This is a genomic window from Pseudoduganella buxea, assembly GCF_009720835.1.
In the GTDB taxonomy this organism is placed as follows: domain Bacteria; phylum Pseudomonadota; class Gammaproteobacteria; order Burkholderiales; family Burkholderiaceae_D; genus Rugamonas; species Rugamonas buxea.
In genome coordinates this window covers 95,495-114,831 of record NZ_WNKZ01000003.1, presented here as the reverse complement: position 1 = coordinate 114,831, position 19,337 = coordinate 95,495, and the positions used below count along the sequence as shown (strand labels likewise).

18 protein-coding genes are annotated in these 19,337 nt (G+C 63.3%); 8 read left to right on the top strand and 10 right to left on the bottom strand.

Features of this window, described 5'->3' with window-relative positions:
• The 4 genes from GM672_RS02200 (at position 1) to GM672_RS02185 (ending at position 4,184) form a co-directional block, all read left to right on the top strand.
• Complete coding sequence (locus GM672_RS02200) at positions 1-765, top strand: cell division protein FtsQ/DivIB (RefSeq protein ID WP_155468895.1); 765 nt, start codon at positions 1-3, stop codon at positions 763-765.
• Positions 766-883: 118 nt separating this feature from the next.
• Positions 884-2,116, top strand: a complete 1,233-nt coding sequence (ftsA, locus tag GM672_RS02195) for a cell division protein FtsA (RefSeq protein WP_155468894.1) — start codon at positions 884-886, stop codon at positions 2,114-2,116.
• A 165-nt stretch (positions 2,117-2,281) separates the two neighbouring features.
• On the top strand, positions 2,282-3,493 hold the full coding sequence (gene ftsZ, locus GM672_RS02190; protein ID WP_155468893.1) for a cell division protein FtsZ: 1,212 nt from the start codon (positions 2,282-2,284) through the stop codon (positions 3,491-3,493).
• 187 nt (positions 3,494-3,680) lie between these two features.
• Complete coding sequence (locus GM672_RS02185) at positions 3,681-4,184, top strand: peroxiredoxin (RefSeq protein ID WP_155468892.1); 504 nt, start codon at positions 3,681-3,683, stop codon at positions 4,182-4,184.
• A 72-nt stretch (positions 4,185-4,256) separates the two neighbouring features.
• Here GM672_RS02185 and GM672_RS02180 read toward each other — a convergent pair whose 3' ends face one another.
• Positions 4,257-4,751: an SET domain-containing protein gene (locus tag GM672_RS02180; RefSeq protein WP_155468891.1), complete on the bottom strand. Its 495-nt coding sequence runs from the start codon at positions 4,749-4,751 to the stop codon at positions 4,257-4,259.
• A gap of 34 nt (positions 4,752-4,785) precedes the next feature.
• The gene (locus tag GM672_RS02175) at positions 4,786-5,190 is read right to left on the bottom strand and encodes a hypothetical protein (protein WP_155468890.1); all 405 of its coding nucleotides are present in this window, start codon (positions 5,188-5,190) and stop codon (positions 4,786-4,788) included.
• Between the two features lie 146 nt (positions 5,191-5,336).
• Here GM672_RS02175 and GM672_RS02170 point away from each other — a divergent pair, with 146 nt between their 5' ends.
• Together GM672_RS02170 and lpxC are read left to right on the top strand one after the other, a co-directional pair.
• Complete coding sequence (locus tag GM672_RS02170; protein WP_155468935.1) at positions 5,337-6,179, top strand: DMT family transporter; 843 nt, start codon at positions 5,337-5,339, stop codon at positions 6,177-6,179.
• Between the two features lie 75 nt (positions 6,180-6,254).
• The gene (lpxC, locus tag GM672_RS02165; protein ID WP_155468889.1) at positions 6,255-7,190 is read left to right on the top strand and encodes a UDP-3-O-acyl-N-acetylglucosamine deacetylase; all 936 of its coding nucleotides are present in this window, start codon (positions 6,255-6,257) and stop codon (positions 7,188-7,190) included.
• A 31-nt stretch (positions 7,191-7,221) separates the two neighbouring features.
• Here the strand turns inward: lpxC and GM672_RS02160 are convergent, their stop codons facing one another.
• Positions 7,222-7,689 (bottom strand): DciA family protein, encoded by a 468-nt coding sequence (locus GM672_RS02160; protein WP_155468888.1) that lies wholly within the window; start codon positions 7,687-7,689, stop codon positions 7,222-7,224.
• A gap of 259 nt (positions 7,690-7,948) precedes the next feature.
• On the opposite strand from GM672_RS02160, the gene secA reads away from it, so the two are divergent.
• Both secA and GM672_RS02150 read left to right on the top strand, forming a co-directional pair.
• On the top strand, positions 7,949-10,717 hold the full coding sequence (gene secA, locus GM672_RS02155; RefSeq protein WP_155468887.1) for a preprotein translocase subunit SecA: 2,769 nt from the start codon (positions 7,949-7,951) through the stop codon (positions 10,715-10,717).
• A gap of 231 nt (positions 10,718-10,948) precedes the next feature.
• Complete coding sequence (locus GM672_RS02150; RefSeq protein WP_155468886.1) at positions 10,949-12,820, top strand: methyl-accepting chemotaxis protein; 1,872 nt, start codon at positions 10,949-10,951, stop codon at positions 12,818-12,820.
• Between the two features lie 230 nt (positions 12,821-13,050).
• Here GM672_RS02150 and GM672_RS02145 read toward each other — a convergent pair whose 3' ends face one another.
• The 7 genes from GM672_RS02145 to GM672_RS02115 form a co-directional block, all read right to left on the bottom strand.
• Positions 13,051-13,638: an IS110 family transposase gene (locus GM672_RS02145; RefSeq protein ID WP_155468885.1), complete on the bottom strand. Its 588-nt coding sequence runs from the start codon at positions 13,636-13,638 to the stop codon at positions 13,051-13,053.
• 96 nt (positions 13,639-13,734) lie between these two features.
• Positions 13,735-14,145 (bottom strand): type 2 periplasmic-binding domain-containing protein, encoded by a 411-nt coding sequence (locus GM672_RS02140; protein WP_155468884.1) that lies wholly within the window; start codon positions 14,143-14,145, stop codon positions 13,735-13,737.
• 13 nt (positions 14,146-14,158) lie between these two features.
• Positions 14,159-15,373 (bottom strand): hypothetical protein, encoded by a 1,215-nt coding sequence (locus GM672_RS02135; RefSeq protein WP_155468883.1) that lies wholly within the window; start codon positions 15,371-15,373, stop codon positions 14,159-14,161.
• 332 nt (positions 15,374-15,705) lie between these two features.
• Positions 15,706-16,113 (bottom strand): type 2 periplasmic-binding domain-containing protein, encoded by a 408-nt coding sequence (locus tag GM672_RS02130; protein ID WP_155468882.1) that lies wholly within the window; start codon positions 16,111-16,113, stop codon positions 15,706-15,708.
• A 12-nt stretch (positions 16,114-16,125) separates the two neighbouring features.
• Complete coding sequence (locus GM672_RS02125) at positions 16,126-17,334, bottom strand: porin (protein ID WP_155468881.1); 1,209 nt, start codon at positions 17,332-17,334, stop codon at positions 16,126-16,128.
• Positions 17,335-17,582: 248 nt separating this feature from the next.
• Positions 17,583-17,993, bottom strand: coding sequence for a type 2 periplasmic-binding domain-containing protein (locus GM672_RS02120; protein WP_155468880.1), 411 nt, complete (start codon positions 17,991-17,993; stop codon positions 17,583-17,585).
• Between the two features lie 10 nt (positions 17,994-18,003).
• Complete coding sequence (locus GM672_RS02115) at positions 18,004-19,218, bottom strand: porin (RefSeq protein ID WP_155468879.1); 1,215 nt, start codon at positions 19,216-19,218, stop codon at positions 18,004-18,006.
• Between the last annotated feature and the right edge of the window lie 119 nt (positions 19,219-19,337).

The following is a 19,337-nucleotide window of genomic DNA, read 5'->3' as shown; positions in this document are numbered from 1 at the left end:
ATGTGGCATGACGCGAAAGCCCTGAATGCAACCGCCAACGGCCTGCTCGCCGTGGCGGTGGGTGCTTGCGTCGTCGCGGGCGTGTGGTGGCTGGCGCACCGTCCTGTATTCGATTTGCGGGCCATCCGCGTTGAATCGATGGACCGCGCCGAACTGCGGCACGTGAACCTCCTGACCCTGAAGAACGGCACCCAGGGTCGCATCAGCGGCAACTTCTTCACCTCCGACCTGGAGAACGTGCGCCAGGTGTTCGAAGCGGTACCCTGGGTACGTCGCGCCACGGTGCGGCGCGAGTGGCCCGATCAATTGATCGTGGAAGTGGAAGAACACGAGGCGCTGGGCACGTGGGGCGAGGACGGGCGGCTGCTGTCGGTCAAGGGCGACGTCTTTACGGCCAACCTGGCCGAGGCGGAAGAAGACCATGCGTTGCCGCAGTTTTCAGGACCGGAAGGCAGCGAGAAGGAAGTGCTGACGCGCTACGGCGAATTGCGCAAGTGGTTCGCGCCCGCGCAGCTGGTGCCGGAAAGCCTGGCCCTGTCCTCCCGCTATGCGTGGACCGTCACGCTCGATAACGGCATGAGCGTGGCGCTGGGACGCGAGCAGACGCCCACCACCCTGAAGGAAAGGGTGCAGCGCCTCGTCAGCATCTGGCCGCAATTGGCCAGCAGGGTGCAGAACGTGGAGAACATCGACATGCGCTACCAGAACGGCCTGGCGCTGTCGGCCACGGGATTGAAGATACCGGCCGAGAAGCCACACAAGTAACTGTCAGATGTAGCAGTAAACACAAGAGTAAGCACGACGTAAGCACAACGAACGGCAGCACGAACAATAGTAAGAACAACAGCAGCAACGACGACAAAAAAGACAGCAGGCAAAACAGATGACAAAAGACGCGAAAAACCTGATCGTCGGCCTCGACATCGGCACCTCCAAGGTGGTGGCCGTGGTGGCCGAGGTGATGGCCGATGGACGCCACGAAGTGATCGGGCTGGGTCAGCACGAATCGAAGGGCCTGAAGAAGGGCGTGGTGGTGAACATCGAAGCGACCGTGGAATCGATCCAGCGCGCGCTCGAGGAAGCCGAGCTGATGGCCGACTGCAAGATCCGCAACGTGTATGCCGGTATCGCGGGCAGCCATATCCGCAGCTTCAATTCCAGCGGCATGGTGGCGATCAAGGAAAAGGAAGTCACGGCCACGGACGTGGCGCGCGTCATCGAGACGGCGAAGGCGGTTAATATCCCTACTGATCAGCAGCTGCTGCATACCGTGCCGCAGGAGTTCATCGTCGACAGCCAGGAAGACGTGCGCGAGCCGATCGGCATGAGCGGCATCCGCCTGGAAGTGAAGGTCCATATCGTGACCGGCGCCGTGAGCGCCGTGCAGAACATCGTCAAGTGCGTGCGCCGCTGCGGGCTAGAGGTCTCGGACCTGATCCTGCAGCCGATGGCTTCGGCCGACGCCGTGCTGACGCCGGATGAAAAAGAATTGGGTGTAGTGCTGATCGATATCGGCGGCGGCACCACCGACGTTGCAGTGTTCTCGGACGGCGCGATCCGCCATACGGCAGTGATCCCTATCGCCGGTGACCAGATCACCAACGACATCGCAATGGCCTTGCGGACCCCCACCTCGGAAGCGGAAGAAATCAAGATCCGTTACGGCGTGGCCAAGCAGGTGCTGGCAGATCCGGGTGAACACCTGGAAGTGCCGGGCCTGGGCGACCGTGGCCCCCGCAACCTTTCCCGCCAGGCGCTGGCTGCCGTCATCGAGCCGCGCGTGGAGGAATTGTTCGCCATGGTGCACCAGGTCGTGCGCGAGTCCGGATACGAGGGTGTGCTCTCGTCCGGCATCGTGCTGACCGGGGGCACGGCGATCATGCCAGGCATGGTCGAAATGGCCGAAGACATCTTCCTGAAACCGGCGCGCATGGGCACGCCGGATTATCGCGGCCAGCTGGCCGACGTGGTGCGCAGCCCCCGCTACGCCACCGTGCTCGGCCTGCTGCTGGAAGCGAAGAAGCAGTATCTGCGCGGGCATATCGTGACGCGCCAGGATGGGTCGGTCAAGGCGGTGTGGCAGCGCATGAAGGAGTGGTTCCTGGGCAATTTCTAACGGCGTGGCCCGCCGTGCGGCGGTGTGGCCTGCCGGGACGTAAAGATTTGGTTTTTGGGTTTCTGGGTTTTTCTCATTCAAATATATTTTTGCAGTATTCAGTCGCCAGTTCTCCTACCGATATGAGGCCTGGCGCTTGAAACCGCATACATTTAGGAGCACATCATGGAGTTCGATATGGTCGATAACGCAGCACTGGGAACGGTCATCAAGGTCGTCGGTGTCGGTGGCGCAGGCGGCAACGCCGTGCAACACATGATCAACAAAGGTATGAGCGGCGTCGAATTCATCGCCGCCAACACCGATGCCCAGGCGTTGTCGGCTTCCAAGGCCGGCAACATCATCCAGATCGGCGAGACCGGCCTGGGTGCGGGGATGAAGCCCGACGTCGGCCGCAAGCTGGCCGAGGAATCGCGCGGCCGCATCGAGGACGCGCTGCGCGGCGCGCACATGGTGTTCATCGCTGCCGGCATGGGCGGCGGCACCGGCACGGGCGCCGCCCCCATCGTGGCCGAAGTGGCCAAGTCGCTGGGCGCGCTGACGGTGGCCGTCGTCTCCAAGCCGTTCTCGCACGAAGGCCAGAAGTGCATGGAAATCGCCGACGAGGGCCTGGAGCAGCTGTCGCAGAACGTCGACTCGCTGATCGTCATCCTGAACGAGAAGCTGGAAGAAATCTACGAAGACGAATCCCTGATCGAATGGCTGCAGCACGCCGACGACGTGCTCAACAACGCCGTGGCCGGTATCGCCGAGATCATCAACGTGCCGGGCCATATCAACGTCGACTTCAACGACGTCAAGACCATCATGGGCGAGCAGGGCAAGGCCATGATGGGCACGGCCACCGCTTCCGGCGTCGACCGCGCCCGCATCGCGGCCGAACAGGCCGTCGCGTCGCCGCTGCTGGACGGCATCGACCTGTCCGGCGCGCGCGGCGTGCTCGTCAACGTCACGGCCAGCCGCGGCCTGAAGGGCAAGGAGATCAAGGAAGTCATGGCCGCCGTGCGCGCCTTCGCCGCGCCGGACGCGTCGATCGCCCAGGGCATCGCCTACGACGACGAAATGGGCGACGCCATCCGCGTCACCGTCGTCGCCACGGGCCTGGGCAAGGCCAAGAAGCACGTCCAGCTGGTGCCGCAGCAGATGCTGCGCACCGGTACCAACGGCGGCCTGAACCCGCAGGCGGCCCTGGGCGGCGGCGTCGGCTCGACCTCCGTCACGATGGGTGCCGGCATCGGCGCGGCCCAGTCCTTCGAAGGCATGAAGGCCCCGGCCGTGTGGCGCCGCGAATCGGCTTCCGAGCAGGTGCGCGCGATGGAGAAGAACGGCATGGAAACGTACGATATCCCTGCCTTCCTGCGCAAGCAGGCTGACTGAGGATTGCAGCGTTCGGATCAGCTTCCTGCGCAAGCAGGCTGACTGGGGATTGCAGCGTTCGACCACGGCCCCCACCGGGCCATGGCCGATCCAGCAAGATTGCCCGCCCTCTGGCATACTGCCGGCAGGGCAGACCGCGCCCGGGCGCGGTTTTTTTTCAGCTGAACATAATATCCAAGGAGTCACCATGACCATCAAGATCGGCGACAAGCTGCCGGAAGGCACGCTGTCCGAATACATCGAAGTCGAAACGGAAGGCTGCGCGCTGGGCCCGAACACGTTCAACGTGCAGGACCTGGTCAAGGGCAAGAAGATCGCCATCTTCGGCCTGCCGGGCGCCTACACCCCGACCTGCTCGGCCCAGCACGCGCCGGGCTACATCCAGAACGCCGACGCGCTGAAAGCCAAGGGCATCGACGAAATCTGGTGCATCTCCGTCAACGACGCCTTCGTCATGGGCGCCTGGGGCCGAGAACTGAAAGCCACCGGCACCGTGCGCATGCTGGCGGACGGCAACGCCGCCTTCACGAAAGCCCTGGGCCTGGACGCGGACTTCTCCAAGTTCGGCATGGGCACCCGCTCGCAGCGCTACTCGCTGCTGGTGGAAGACGGCGTCGTCAAGCAGCTGAACGTCGAGCAGGGCGGCAAGTTCGAAGTGTCGAACGCCGAGACGCTGTTGGGCCAGATCTAAGTCCTCGTTTCCTCACGAGAAAAAATGCCGCCTTTTTGGGCGGCATTTTTTTGGCACGTACGGGCTGGCGCCCTACGCGGCGGCCGTCTTTTTGCGGCTGCGCTTCTTCGGCGCCAGCATCACGCCGGTGCATGACGGCGCACCGCAACGGCAGGCAAAGGCTTTCTTGACAGCCGGCGTATGCCGCTCGTCGTAGATGAGGCCGTAGTTGTAGTTCAGTTCCTCGCCCTTGTCGATATCGCGCAGTGCGTGGATGTAGACGCGGCCATCCTCTTCCATCGCTTCGCAGTTCGGCTCGCACGAGTGGTTGATCCAGCGTGAATCGTTGCCGCCGGCGCCGCCGTCGATCAGCATGCCGTCGTTCAGGGTGAAGAAGAAGGTGTGGTTGATGGGGCCGCCTTTTTCCGCCGTGCGGCGGCAGGTTTCTTCCCAGTCCACCCGTTCGCCCGTGTATTCGATGATGCGGTCGCCCGCGCGAATCTTGCGGCGCGCGAACACGCCGTTGCCGTGGACCGGCGAGTGGTGCACTTCGTACAGGGGGGAGGGGGGCTTGGCGGGTTTGGTCATATTGAAATGATACCGCGACCATGGCCCGCACGTTTCACCGTTTCGCTTGCGCCGCCGTTTTCCATGCCGCCACTTCACCCTCCGTCGGCGCGCGCGTGGCGACGAGGCCCCAGCGGCCGTCCACTTCGCGCAGGATCGCCGTCTCGACGAAGTGGGCGATGCCGCCCCGCTCCAGCACGACGGCCAGGCAGCGCTCACCCGCGGCGGCCCCGACGAAGCGCGTCATCGGGCGCAATGGGCCGAAGACGGCGTCGGTTGCCGTGAACGGTTCGTCGCGGTCGGCCAGCCCGCCCACGCCCGCTTCGCCCCGGCCCAGCAGTTGCTGCGCCGGCAGGGGCAGTTCGTGCAGCAGGAGCGGCAGACGGGCGTCGGCGCAGTCGGCAGGGGCGGAAGGTTTGGCGGCGGCGGCGCCGGCCAGCAGAAGCAGCAGTATGGGCAAGGTTCTCATGCAGCCAGTGTAAGCCAGGGCGCCGGCCTGTTGACCTGACAATGTTGCAAGTCTTTGCGTACAATGATCAGCCCGGTACAACCATTGGATTTCCGTTGAAACAGCCCGCCAACGACAACCTGCACAGCATCTACGCGATGGTCGCCGCCGTCGCCATGTTTTCGCTGATGGATACGACGATGAAGCTGCTGGCGGCCCACTATCCGGCCATGCAGGTGACGGTGCTGCGCTCGTTCTCGTCGCTGCCGCTGGTGTGCGCGTGGGTGGCTTACCGGGGCCGCTTCGGCACCATCCTGAACGTGAACTGGAAGCTGCAGCTGCTGCGCGGCGCGCTGGGCATCGGCATGCTGACGATGTTCGCCTTCGCGCTCAAATCCATGCCGCTGGCCGAAACCTATTCCGTGTTCTTCATCGCGCCGGCCCTGATCACGGCGCTGTCCGTTCTGGTGCTGAAGGAGCGGGTCGACGCCATGCAGTGGCTGGCCATCGTCGTCGGCCTGGGCGGCGTGCTGGTGGTGCTGCGCCCGGAGGGCACCAGCTTCATTTCCGTCGCCGGCCTGGCCGTCCTGGGGTCGGCCGCCTGCTATGCCGTGTCGGCCATTGCCAGCCGCATCCTCAGTCGCACGGATTCGAACGAGCAGATCATGTTCTGGATCCTGATCATGATGGGTTGCGGCGCGCTGCCGCTGGCGTTGCCGGGCTGGGTGGCGCTGCGGCTGGAACACTGGCCCATCATCGCGGCGCTGGCCGTCACGGGCTTTCTCGGCCAGCTGGCCATCACGCGCGCCTTCAGCATGGGCAAGGCATCCGTCGTGGCGCCGTTCGAGTACACCGCCCTGGCCTGGGGCGTGGCGATCGACTGGGCCCTGTGGAATACCCTGCCCGATGGCTGGACCCTGGTGGGCGCGGCCATCATCATCGGCAGCGGCATCTACCTGGTGCGGCGCGAGGCCGTGCACAGCGAGGCCGAACACCCGTGAAACCCGCGCCTTGCCTTGCTTTTAACGCCGGCGGGGTGGGGAACGGCGTGGAGGGAAAGCCGCTATAATCGCGCAATGCTGAAACAACGTACGATCAATGAAATGGTGCGCACCACGGGTGTGGGCGTGCACTCGGGCACGAAGGTGGAACTGACCCTGCGGCCCGCACCGCCCGATACGGGCATCATCTTCTCGCGGGTGGACCTGAAGCCGCCCGTCGTCTTCCCCGTGGGGCCGATGGAAATCGGCGACACGCGCATGGCCACCGTGATGATCCGGGACGGCGCCCGCGTGTCCACCATCGAGCACCTGCTGTCTGCCTGCGCGGGCCTGGGCATCGACAACCTGTATATCGACGTGACGGCCGAGGAAATCCCCATCATGGACGGCTCGGCGTCGTCCTTCGTCTACCTGCTGCAGCAGGCCGGCCTGGCGGAACAGGAAGCGCCGAAGAAATTCATCCGCATCCTGAAGCCCGTCGAAGTGCGCGAGGGCGAGGGCGCCAGGGAAAAGTGGGCCCGGCTGGTGCCGCACGAAGGCTTCAAGCTGGACTTCTTCATCGAATTCAACCACCCCGCCGTGGATGGCACAGCGCAGCGCGCGCTGGTCGATTTCGGCGAGCAGTCGTATATCCAGGCCGTGGCGCGGGCCCGCACCTTCGGCTTCATGCAGGACGTGGAAATGCTGCGCGGGATCGGCCTGGCCCGGGGCGGCTCGCTGGAAAACGCCATCGTCATGGACGAATACCGCATCCTGAACCCGGACGGCCTGCGCTACGACGACGAGTTCGTGCGCCACAAGATCCTCGACGCCATCGGCGACCTGTATGTGATCGGCCATCCGTTGATCTGCGCCTACGAGGCGCACAAGTCCGGCCATGCGCTGAACAATATGCTGCTGCGCGCGCTGCTGGCCCAGCCGGATGCCTACGAGATCGTCACCTACAATTCGGCCGACGATGCGCCGCCGTCGTATGCACGGCAGATGGCCCAGGAATGGGCGTATAACTGAGCATATAACTGAGCGGCCGTGCGCGGCCGGCCTAGCGCCGGTTCGCCACCAGGTTCTTCAGCGCCGCGATCAGCGAGGCATTCTGCTTGGTCTGCTCCAGGGTCTGGCTCAGCTCCTCGAAGGAGTTGACGGCCGTCTCCGGCAGCAGCAGCTGGCGCCGCTCGACGGGCGGCGTCGACATGGCGCGCATCATCTGCACCTTCAGCTTGACCGTCTCGATCTGCCAGCCCTTGCGGGCCAGGGCTTCCTGCAATTTCGGTACTTGCTGCTTGAGCTTGGCGGCCACCGACGCGTTCGGCGTCGACAGCACCAGCACGCCGTCCTCGCAGGACAGGATCTCGCAGAAGCTGAACGCCGTGGGCAGCACGGCGGCGCAATCCTGTTGCAACTTCGCCATCCGCTGCACGGCCGGCAGCAGGGCCGCCAGGCGGTCGCTGCGGCGCAGGAAGTCCGTCGCCCCGACGGCTGTCCGGTTCTGGTTGAGAGAGTTGAATCGCATCGGCGAAACATATCATAGCCAGGGGCCCGCGCGCAGCAAATTTACCGGCCGGGCCGGCTTCCAGGCGGGCCGGACGGGGCGGAAGGCGCCGGCCGGTTTCTTACCAAATAAGCTATTGTGTTACGCATGGCAATCCCAACCTAAGCCCGCATGCTAAAATCATAGGTCTTTTGCCATCAGCGGAAGCCGACGAAGGTGAAGCACTGGGCAAGGTCGCGAAGCGGGCTTTTTTTAACGGCGTTTATTCAAGAATTCAAGCATGTCCTTACTGACCCAGATTTTCGGCAGCCGTAACCAGCGGTTGCTCAAGCAATACCAAAAAACGGTAAAAGCGATCAACGCACTCGAACCCGAGTACGAAAAGCTGTCGGATGCGGAATTGCAGGCCAAGACGCCCGCCTTCAGGCAGCGCATCGCCAATGGCGAAGCGCTCGACGACCTGCTGCCCGAAGCGTTCGCCGTTTGCCGTGAAGCGTCGAAGCGCGTCTTCAAGATGCGGCACTTCGACGTGCAGCTGCTCGGCGGCATGGTTTTGCACTTTGGCAAAATCGCCGAGATGCGCACGGGTGAAGGCAAGACCCTGACGGCAACCCTGCCGGCCTACCTGAACGCGCTGTCCGGCAAGGGCGTGCACATCGTCACGGTCAACGATTACCTGGCGCAACGCGATGCGGACACGATGGCCAAGCTGTACAGCTGGCTGGGCCTGAGCACGGGTGTCAACCTGTCGCAGATGGAACACAGCGCCAAGCAGCAGGCCTACGCCTCCGACATCACCTACGGCACCAACAATGAATTCGGCTTCGACTACCTGCGCGACAATATGGTGTTCGAAGTGGCGGGCCGCTCCCAGCGGGGCCTCAACTTCGCCATCGTCGATGAAGTCGACTCGATCCTGATCGACGAAGCGCGGACCCCCCTGATCATTTCCGGCCAGGCCGAGAACCACACGGACCTGTACCACAAGATCAACACCGTGCCACCCCAGCTGGTGCTGCAGGTGGGCGAGGAAACGCCGGACGGCAAGGGCAAGATCGAAGTGCCCGGCGACTACACGAAAGACGAAAAAGCGCACCAGGTGCTGCTGACGGAAGCGGGCCACGAAAAGGCCGAAGCCATCCTGACGCAGATGGGCCTGCTGCCGGAAGGCGCCTCGCTGTACGACTCGGCCAATATCACGCTGGTGCACCACCTGTACGCGGCCCTGCGCGCCCACGCGCTGTACCACAAGGACCAGCATTACGTCGTGCAGAACGGCGAAGTCGTCATCGTCGACGAATTCACGGGCCGCATGATGACGGGCCGCCGCTGGTCCGATGGCCTGCACCAAGCCGTCGAGGCGAAAGAAGGCGTACGCATCCAGAACGAGAACCAGACCCTGGCCTCGATCACGTTCCAGAACTATTTCCGCATGTACGGCAAGCTGGCCGGCATGACGGGTACGGCCGACACGGAAGCCTACGAATTCCAGGAAATCTACGGCCTGGAAACGGTCGTGATTCCGCCGAACCGGCCGTCGGCCCGCAAGGACAAGCAGGACCAGGTCTACAAGTCGGCGCAGGAAAAATACGGTGCCATGCTCAACGATATCCGTGACTGCTACGAACGGGGCCAGCCCGTGCTGGTGGGCACGACGTCGATCGAGAACTCCGAACTGCTGGCGTCGATCCTGACGAAGGCCAAGCTGCCGCACAATGTGCTGAACGCGAAACAGCACGCCCGCGAAGCGGAAATCATCGCCCAGGCCGGCTCGCCGCAGGCCATCACGATCGCCACCAACATGGCCGGTCGCGGTACCGACATCGTGCTGGGCGGTAACGTCGAGAAGCAGGTCCAGTTCGTCGAAGCCGATCCGGCCCTGTCGGACGCGGAAAAAACGGCCCAGGCCGCCAAGCTGCGCGACGGCTGGCAGGCCCTGCACGAGAAGGTGGTGGCGGCCGGCGGCCTGCACATCATCGGCACCGAGCGGCACGAATCGCGTCGCGTCGACAACCAGCTGCGTGGCCGTTCCGGCCGCCAGGGCGACCCGGGCTCGTCCCGCTTCTACCTGTCGCTGGACGATCCGCTGCTGCGCATCTTCGCCGGCGACCGCGTGCGCGCCATCATGGACCGCCTGAAGATGCCGGAAGGCGAACCGATCGAGGCGGGCATCGTGTCGCGCTCGATCGAGTCGGCCCAGCGCAAGGTCGAGGCCCGCAACTTCGACATCCGCAAGCAACTGCTGGAATACGACGACGTCGCCAACGACCAGCGCAAGGTCATCTACCAGCAGCGTAACGAGCTGCTGGAAGCGACCGAGATTTCCGAGATGATCCAGAACCTGCGCCACGGCGTGTTCACCGACATCGTGCGCGAGTACGTGCCGGCCGAGTCGGTCGAGGAACAGTGGAATGTGCCGGCCCTGCAGGCCACCCTGGCTTCCGAGTGGCAGATCGACCTGCCGCTGACGACGATGCTGGAGAAGGAAACCAACCTGACCGACGAGGACATCGTCGAGCGCGTGGTGGCCGCGGCCGATGCGCAGTACCAGGCCAAGATCGATATCGTCGGCAAGGAAGCCTTCGGCGGCTTCGAGCGCAATGTCATGCTGCAAAGCGTCGACAGCCACTGGCGCGAACACCTGGCCGCGCTGGATCACCTGCGCCAGGGCATCCACCTGCGCGGCTATGCGCAGAAGAACCCGAAGCAGGAATACAAGCGCGAGGCCTTCGAGCTGTTCGGCCAGATGCTTGACATGATCAAGAACGAAGTGGTGAAGATGGTCATGACGGTGCGTATCCAGTCCCGCGAGGAAGTGGAAGCGGCCGAAGCGGCCATGGCCGCCTCGGCGGCGCACCTGGAAAACGTGCACTACCAGCACGCCGACTTCAACCCGAACGCGGCGCCCGAAGAACTGCTGGCACCGCTGGCGTCGCCCGCGAACATGCCGGAAGTGGGCATCAGCGCCGGTGTCAAGGTGGGCCGCAACGACCCATGCCCTTGCGGCAGCGGCAAGAAATACAAGGCTTGCCACGGCAAGCTGGCGTAAGCCGGGAACGTTGCATGGAAAACCGGGGCCTGCGTGCCCCGGTTTTTTATTGTCCGTCGTCGACGTCGTCCGTCGCACAAGCTCTTGCATTCGAATTCACGAAACGTTGCGGGAATGCGGCGTACGACCGTGCTAATCAGGGGGCGGCACTGGTATTGCTGGCAGGAACAACTTGCTGTTTGCTAGACTGAATGTGAACCAAAATCATTCTAAACTTTACATTCAGTCATCATGTCCCTGTTCCGTCGCCTGTCAATCAAGGCCAAGCTGATGCTCAGCATGGGTCTTTGCCTGCTGTTGTTCATCATCATTTCGTCCACCCTCAGCGTCACGCTAAGCAGCGCCAACACGCGCCAGCGCGTCGTCGACTCGGAGCTGCCTGCGCAGGTGGGCGAGATCCGTAACGATATCCTGAAGCAGATCGCCGAGCCGCTGACGGTGTCGCGTACCCTGGCGCACGATACCTTCCTGCAGGCATGGGAAGACGCCGGCACCCCGGAGGAGGGCCTGGCCGCCTGGAATTCCTACGCCAAAAGCATCAAGGCGATGACGAATGCGGCATCGATCTTCTGGGTGTCGGCCGAGAGCGGCAAGTACTTCTCCGAAAAAGGCTATGAACGAACGGTGTCGAAATCCGTGCCGGACGACAGCTGGCTGTACAACTTCATCGGCAGCGGCGTGCCGTATCGCCTGGACCTGAGCAAGAACCCCGGTTCGGACGCCCTGATGCTGTTCATCAATACGCGCGTACAGACGCCGGGCGGCAAGCTGGCCTCGGCCGGCCTGGGGCTGTCGGCCGAAAAGCTGGCGCAAACCATTCGCGGCTACCGCCTGGGCCAGTCCGGCTTCGTCTATCTGGTCGATGCCGGCGGCACCATCCTGATTCACAAACACAAGGAACTGGCGGACGGCAAGCACGGCGTCGGCGACCAGGCCGGCTTCACGCCTGACCTGACCAAGAAGCTGATGGGCCGCGAGAAGTTCGCCCACGCCACCTATGACAGCGCCGACGGCACCCAGTTCGTGGCTTCGTCCTTCGTGCCGGAACTGAACCTGTATGTCGTGGCCGAAGTGCCGGAAGCGGAAGTGCTGGGCAATATCGTGCGCTCGGCGATGACGTCGGCCTTGATCGCCGCGCTGGTCGGCGGCGGCATCGGCATGGTCGCCATCTGGCTGATCGCCCGCGCCGTTGCCGCCCCCGTCATGGGCGCCGCCCGCATGCTGGAGGATATCGCCAGCGGCGACGGTGACCTGAGCCGCAAGATGCCTGTGACGAGCCAGGACGAAATCGGTGCGCTGGCCATGGCCTTCAACCGCTTCGTCTCCTCGCTGGGCGGCACCATCGCCGAAGTGCGCGACAGCACGTCCGTCATCGCCACGGCCAGCAGCGAGATCGCCAGCGGCAACCTGGACCTGTCCGGCCGCACGGAAGCGCAAGCGTCCAGCCTGCAGGAAACGGCAGCCGCGATGGAAGAGCTGACGACGACGGTGCGCCAGAACGCCGACAACGCGCTGCAGGCCAACCGCCTGGTGGCGGCGACGGCCCAGTCGGCCCAGAAGGGTGGCGACGTCGTCACCCAGGTGGTGCGCACGATGGCCGAGATTTCGGACAGCTCGCGCAAGATCGGCGACATCATCGGCGTCATCGACGGCATTGCATTCCAGACCAATATCCTGGCCCTGAACGCGGCCGTCGAAGCGGCCAGGGCCGGCGAGCAGGGGCGCGGTTTCGCCGTCGTCGCCAGCGAAGTGCGCAACCTGGCCCAGCGTTCGGCCGCGGCCGCCAAGGAAATCCGCGAACTGATCCTCGACTCCGTCGGCAAGGTGGAAACGGGCAGCGCGCTGGCCGATGGTGCCGGCGCGGCCATGACGGAAATCGTCCGTTCCGTGCAGGAAGCGGAAACCCTGATGAAGCAGATCGCCCAGGCCAGCCAGGAGCAGAGCCAGGGCATCGGCCAGGTCAACCAGAGCGTGGCCCAGATGGATGACGCCACCCAGCAGAACGCGGCGCTGGTCGAACAGGCCGCCGCCGCGGCCGGCTCGCTGCAGGAGCAGGCCCGCAGGCTCGAACAGGTCGTCGGCACCTTCAAGCTCGAAGCCTGACCGCTGGCGCCCCCGGCGCCTCGCCCCCCAAAACGCCGTCACCCCGCGGCGTTTTTTCATTGGCGCTGTGCCCCGGTCGCAAGGAACTTGTTGGCTCGACCATTGTCATACCGTAAGTTTGCATGAGCCACGACGGAGGCGAGCAGGGAAATCGACGCGTACGCGGCGGTGCGGACGCAATGCCTGGCCTGGCTCTCTTTGTCAGGTGCCTGACACCGAACCGGCCGTGCTCAGTCGGCGGCGGGCGTCAAGTGGGGATGCTCCGCCAGGTGGTTGGCGAGGGAGGTTTGCAGCTTGGCGATGGCGTCGTCGAGGATGGGGATGTGTTCGTTGACCCGGTCGACCAGCTCCTGGAAGCCGTCGGCCTGGTAGCGTTTCAGGCGGTCGAGCTGGTCCTGGCGGAAGGTTTCCATGTCGCGCAAGCCGTCCTGCAGCACCGCCAGCACGCGCACTTCGCTGGGGGGCGGCGTCCAGGCGTCGGGTTGTCTGACTGCGCCGTAGCGGGCCAAGATGGGCGCGTCGATGGCGTCGTTTTTGACGCGCAGCTTTTCTTCCCGCGCGAAGGCCAGCACCGTTGCGGCGTCGACCATGCTGACGGGGCAGCCTTCGTCATGCAGCAGCAGGCCAATGCGTTCGGCCTCGATGCCGGCTATCGCCACGCAGGCGCGGCCCTGGACCAGCGTGACGCCCTGCTTGCCCAGCCAGCCCAGCAGTTCATCGCCGTCGTACCCGAGCGCCTTGGTCTTGAGCTTGCCACCGGCCAGCAGCGCCACGTCCAGCTTGCGTTTGCCCGCCTTGATACCGATCCACGTCGTCACATCCACTCCTTTCCGGCTTCGCTCAAGACGGGAGTATAGGCGAGCGGACGCAAAAAAGCCCGGCACATGGCCGGGCTCGGGTGCAGCGTGAAGCGATTACTGCAAGGTCAGGATGACCTTGACGGTGTCGTCCACGGCCGACTTGTCGATATAGCCAATGGCTTTCGGATCGTCCGCCACGGCCTTCTTCACTTCGGCGTTCGACTTGAACTCCTTCGGCTCGGCCGTGGCCTTGCCCGTAAAGACCAGCTTGGACCAGATGGCTTTCACCTGGCCGGCATCCTTGTCCGTTACCTTCTTGTAGAAGTCGTTGCGGATGGCGGAACCTTCGGCCTGGTCGATCGGCGTGAACATCGTCGATTTACCGAGGAAGAACTGGGCGGCCTGTTCCGAGAACATGCGGCTGGCCGGGTTCTTGGCGCTGACGATGACGACGGTCTCGGCGCTGGCTGGCAGGGCGGCCGCGGCGAAGGAAAGGGCGATCAGGGAAGACAGAATTTTTTTCATGAATAATTAATCCTTAGAACACGAAGTCCACGCCGGCGGCGACGACGGTAACTTTCTTGCCGACACCCGCGGGGGTCACGTCGATCAGGTAGCCATTCTTGGCACCGGGCTTGACGCGGTCGACCTGCACCTTCAAGGCGGCCGACTTGGCGAAGTCCCAACGCACGCCGACCAGGTCGGACGACTGCGAGCCACCGGCCAGCAGGTTCTTCACGCCGGCGTTCAGGGCCGGGATGCGGGCCAGCGCGGCCGGTACCGTGATGGCGGCACCCTTGCCGTCATACTTGGCGTGGGCGTAGTACGGCAGGACCTTGCCGAAGCGGTAGCCGGCCATCGTGTACCAGGCATTGCTTTCCGACAGGTAGACAGGTTCCTTGGCGCGGCGCATGCCGTACTCGGCCTGCACGACGATATTGTTCCAGTCCGCTAGCAGGCCGACGGACGTGAACGCCATGCGCTTGCCTTCGGAGATGCTGATGTCGTCGGCCAGCTGGCCGAAACCGATGCTGGTCAAGGTGTTCGTCAGCGAGTTGATTGCCTTGACGTCGGTGGCTTTCAGCTTGCCTTGCACGTGGGCGAAGCGCAGGGTCACGGGACCGTGTTCGGCGCTCAGAGCGAAGCCGCCGGCAGGTGCCTGGAAGCGCGGTTCGCTGTGGTCGGCGGCCACGAAGGACTTGCCGCGGGCGATACCCACAACGGCCTGGGCCGTCACGTTGGTGTCGCCGAAGCTGTGCTGCCAGTTGATGTCGGCGCCGTCCAGGTTTTCAATGATGTTCTGACCGTACATCTCGACCGGCGGACGCATCATCGTGTTGGCATAGCCGACGTTCTGGTAATCGGAAATCAGGAAGGCGGGCACGACAACGCGGCCCACGCGCACGGACACTTCGTCGCTGACCTTGTACTTCACAAAAGCCCAGGCCAGCTCCGTCGTGAAGCTGTCGCCCGTGGTCTTGCGGGACAGTATCTGCGTCGTGGCGGACAGCTTGTCGCTCAGGGTATAGGTGGCTTGCAGGCCCAGGTTCGAATCCAGGCCGAAGGTGCTGGTGCCAGCCGTGCCTTCGCGTTGGTTGCCACGGGTGAAGCGCGCGTCTTCCGTGTTGCTCTTGGCGGCGGCCAGGGTACCGAAACCGCTGATGGTCAGCTTGTCGCTGCCGAGCGTCGCTGCGTGGGCCTGTGCCAGGTTCAGGGCACCCAGGATGGATGCAACTAACAGTTTTTGTTTCATGCTGAACTATTCCGATCGAGATGATTTTTGAGTGTTTGGTACTGCTGTGTCGTGCATCCGCTGCGGGGGTTGGGGGAGCGGCTGTTACAGGACATCGTGCATGCAGTAGCTACCATAGTGGATATTGCTGAGAAGCATCAATAAGTATTTCCAAATGGATAGATTTTTGCAAACTTTATGTCGCATTTTGGTGAAATCGCCGTCCTGGACAAGGTTCCGATGCCCGGAACTGGTGCATCCCGGACAAGTCCGCGGTGTCGCCATGGCAGGGCCGCAATGTAAAAAGCCCGGCACGAAGCCGGGCTTTTCGGTACTGCCAGTATGTAAGTCGATTACTGCAGTGTCAGGATGACCTTGACGCTGTCGTCCACGGCCGACTTGTCGATATAGCCGATGGCTTTCGGGTCGTCCGCCACGGCCTTCTTCACTTCGGCATTCGACTTGAACTCCTTCGGCTCGGCCGTGGCCTTGCCGGTAAACACCAGCTTGGACCACAGGGCCTTGACCTGGCCGGCGTCCTTGTCCGCCACCTTCTTGTAGAACTCGTTGCGGATGGCCGAACCTTCAGCCTGGTCGATGGGCGTGAACATGGTCGACTTGCCGAGGAAGAACTGGGCGGCCTGTTCCGAGAACATGCGGCTCGCCGGGTTCTTGGCGCTGACGATGACGACGGTTTCGGCCGCGGCAGGCAGGGCTGCCGTCGTCAGGGCGAGTGCCAGCAGGGCGGTGATTTTTTTCATGATTGAATCTCCTTAGAACACGAAGTCGACGCCAGCGGCGACGACGGTGACACCCTTGCCGGCGACTTTCTCGTCGCGCAGGAAGCCATTGTTCGAACCGGACTTGACGCGGTCGACCTGCACCTTCAGGGCCGCCGATTTGGCGAAGTCCCAGCGCACGCCGATGGTGTCGGAGGATTGATCGCCGCCGGACAGCAGGCCCTTGACGCCGGCGTTCAGGGCCGGGATGCGGGCCAGCGCGGCCGGGGTCTGGATGACCGAACCCTTGCCGTCGTATTTGGCGTGGGCGTAGTAAGGCAGCACCTTGCCGAAGCGGTAGCCGGCCATCGTGTACCAGGCGTTGCTGTCGGTCAGGTAGACGGGTTCCTTGGCGCGGCGCATGCCGTATTCGGCCTGCACGACGATATTGTTCCAGTCCGCCAGTACGCCGAAGGACGTGAAGGCGATGCGCTTGGCCTGGCCAACGCTGATGTCCTGGCCCAGCTGGCGGAAGCCGACGGCGGCCAGGGTATTGCTCAGCGATTCGATGATGACGGCGTCGTTCACTTCCAGCTTGGCCTGTACGTGGGCAAAACGCAAGGTGACAGGGCCGTGTTCGGCGCTGATGGCAAAGCCGGCCGTCGGGGCCTGGTAACGCAGCTCGCTCTGGTTGGTCGACACATAGGTCTTGCCACGGGCAATGCCGACGACGGCCTGAGCCGTGACATTGGTGTCGCCGAAACCGTGCTGCCAGTTGATGTCGGCGCCGTCGGCCGTCTCGATGATGTTCTGGCCGTACATTTCAACCGGCGGACGCATCATCGTGTTCGCATAGCCGACGTTCTGGTAGTCCGAGATCAGGAAGGAAGGCACCACCACGCGGCCCACGCGCACGGCCACTTCGTCGCTGACGTTGTACTTCACGAAGGCCCATGCCAGTTCCGTCGTGAAGCTGTCGCCCGTCGTCTTGCGCGACAGGATCTGCGTCGTCGCCGACAGCTTGTCGTCGAAGGTGTAGGTAGCCTGCAGGCCCAGGTTCGAGTCGAGGCCGAAGGTGTTGGTACCGGCCGTGCCTTCGCGCTGGTTGGCGCGGGTGAAGCGGGCATCTTCCGTATTGCTCTTGGCGGCCGCCAGGGTGCCGAAGCCGCTGATGGTCAGCTTGTCGCTGCCCAGGGTGGCGGCGCCGGCGTTTGCCATGGCGAAGGTGCCGAGCAAGGCGGCGACGAGTGCATTGTGTTTCATGATTATTCCGATGGTAATAACGTGTCAGGGCTTGCCCGGCTGAGGCATGGATGCCGCACGACCGTTCGCAAATGAAGGTGCAACTTTACCGGCGGAAATGAATTCCATCAATAAATATTTCTGTATGGATATATTTTAGGAAATCTTCTGTCGTATTTTCGTGAACTGTTTGGGATTGAAGTAATTCGGTGGGAAGGCGGAACGAAAAAGCCCGGCACAAGGCCGGGCTTGGAAGATGTTGGCAGCGATTACTGCAGGGTCAGGATGACCTTGACCGTATCGTCCACGGCCGACTTGTCGATATAGCCGATGGCTTTCGGGTCGTCCGCGACGGCCTTCTTCACGTCCGCATTGGACTTGTATTCCTTGGGTTCGGACGTGGCCTTGCCGGTAAACACGAGCTTCAACCAGCCGGCCTTGACCTGGCTGGCATCCATGTTCGACACCTTCTTATAGAAGTCGGTGCGGATGGCCGAGCCTTCGGCCTGGTCGATCGGCGTGAACTGCGACGATTTACCGAGGAAGAACTGGGCGGCCTGCTCCGAGAACATGCGGCTGGCCGGATTCTTCGGGCTGACGATGACGACCGTCTCGGCGGCCGCCGGGAACGCCGCGGCGGCGATGGCGGCCAGCAGCAGGGAGGACAATACTTTTTTCATGTGAAATTCCTTAGAAGACAAAGTCTACGCCGGCAGCGACGACGGTAACGTTCTTGCCCACACCGGCTGGTGTCACGTCGATCAGGAAGCCGCTCTTGGCGCCTGGCTTGACGCGGTCGACCTGCACTTTCAGCGCAGCCGACCGGGCGAAGTCCCAGCGCACGCCGACCGTGTCGGTCGACTGCGAACTGCGGGCGACAGCACCCTGCAACGCGGCGTTCAGCGCGGGAATGCGTGCCAGACCGGCCGGCACGACAATGTTCGATCCCTTGCCGTCGAACTTGGCATGGGTGTAGTAAGGCAGCACCTTGCCGAAGCGGTAGCCGACCAGCGTGTACCACGCGTTACTCTCGGTCAGGTAGACGGGCTCCTTGCCGCGGCGCATGCCGTATTCGGCCTGCACGAGGATGTTGTTCCAGTCAGCCAGCACGCCGAACGAGGTGAACGACATGCGCTTGCCCTCGGTCAGCGACACATCGTCGGCCAGCTGGGGGAAGCCGACCGCGCGCAGCGTCTTCGTCAACGAATTGAGGGTGGCGGCATCGCCCAGCTTGAAGTCCGCCTGGGTGTAGCCCAGCCGCAGCGTTACCGGGCCATGCTCGGCGCTGATCGACACGGCACCGGTCGGCGCCTGGAAATGCCCTTCGGAGTGGTTGCTTGCCAAATACGATTTGCCACGGCCGACGCCGACGGCAGCCTGGGCAGTCACATTGGTGTCGCCGAAGCTGTGCTGCCAGCTGACGTCCGCGCCATCGATGTTTTCCAGGTTCACCTGGCCGTACATCTCGACCGGCGGACGCATCATCGTGTTGGCATAGCCGACGTTCTGGTAATCGGAAATCAGGAAGACCGGCGTGACCACGCGGCCTGCACGCACGGCGATTTCGTCGCTCAGCTTGTACTTGATGAAGGCCCAGCCCAGTTCGGTCGTGAAGCTCTCGCCCGTCGACTTGCGCGACAGGATCTGGGTGGTGGCTGACAGTCTGTCGCTGAGCGTATAGGTGGCCTGCAGGCCCAGGTTCGAATCCAGGCCGAATGTCGTCGTGCCGGCGGTACCTTCACGCTGGTTGGAACGGGTAAAGCGGGCATCCTCGGTGTCGCTGCGGGCAGCAGCCAAGGTGCCGAAGCCGCTGATGGTCAGTTTGTCATTGCCCAAGGTGGCAGCTTGCACGGGGGCCAGGCCCAGCGCGGTCAGAATCGATGCGGCTAACAGAGTGTGTTTCATGCGGACGGGTTCCTTTTGTCGAGTGATGCCTGCAGGGAGTTTCCGTGTGGCATCGAAGCTCTACAATAAGTTGGTTGCTGAGCGGCATCAATCGAATCGCACGCAAACTTGTCTCCTCG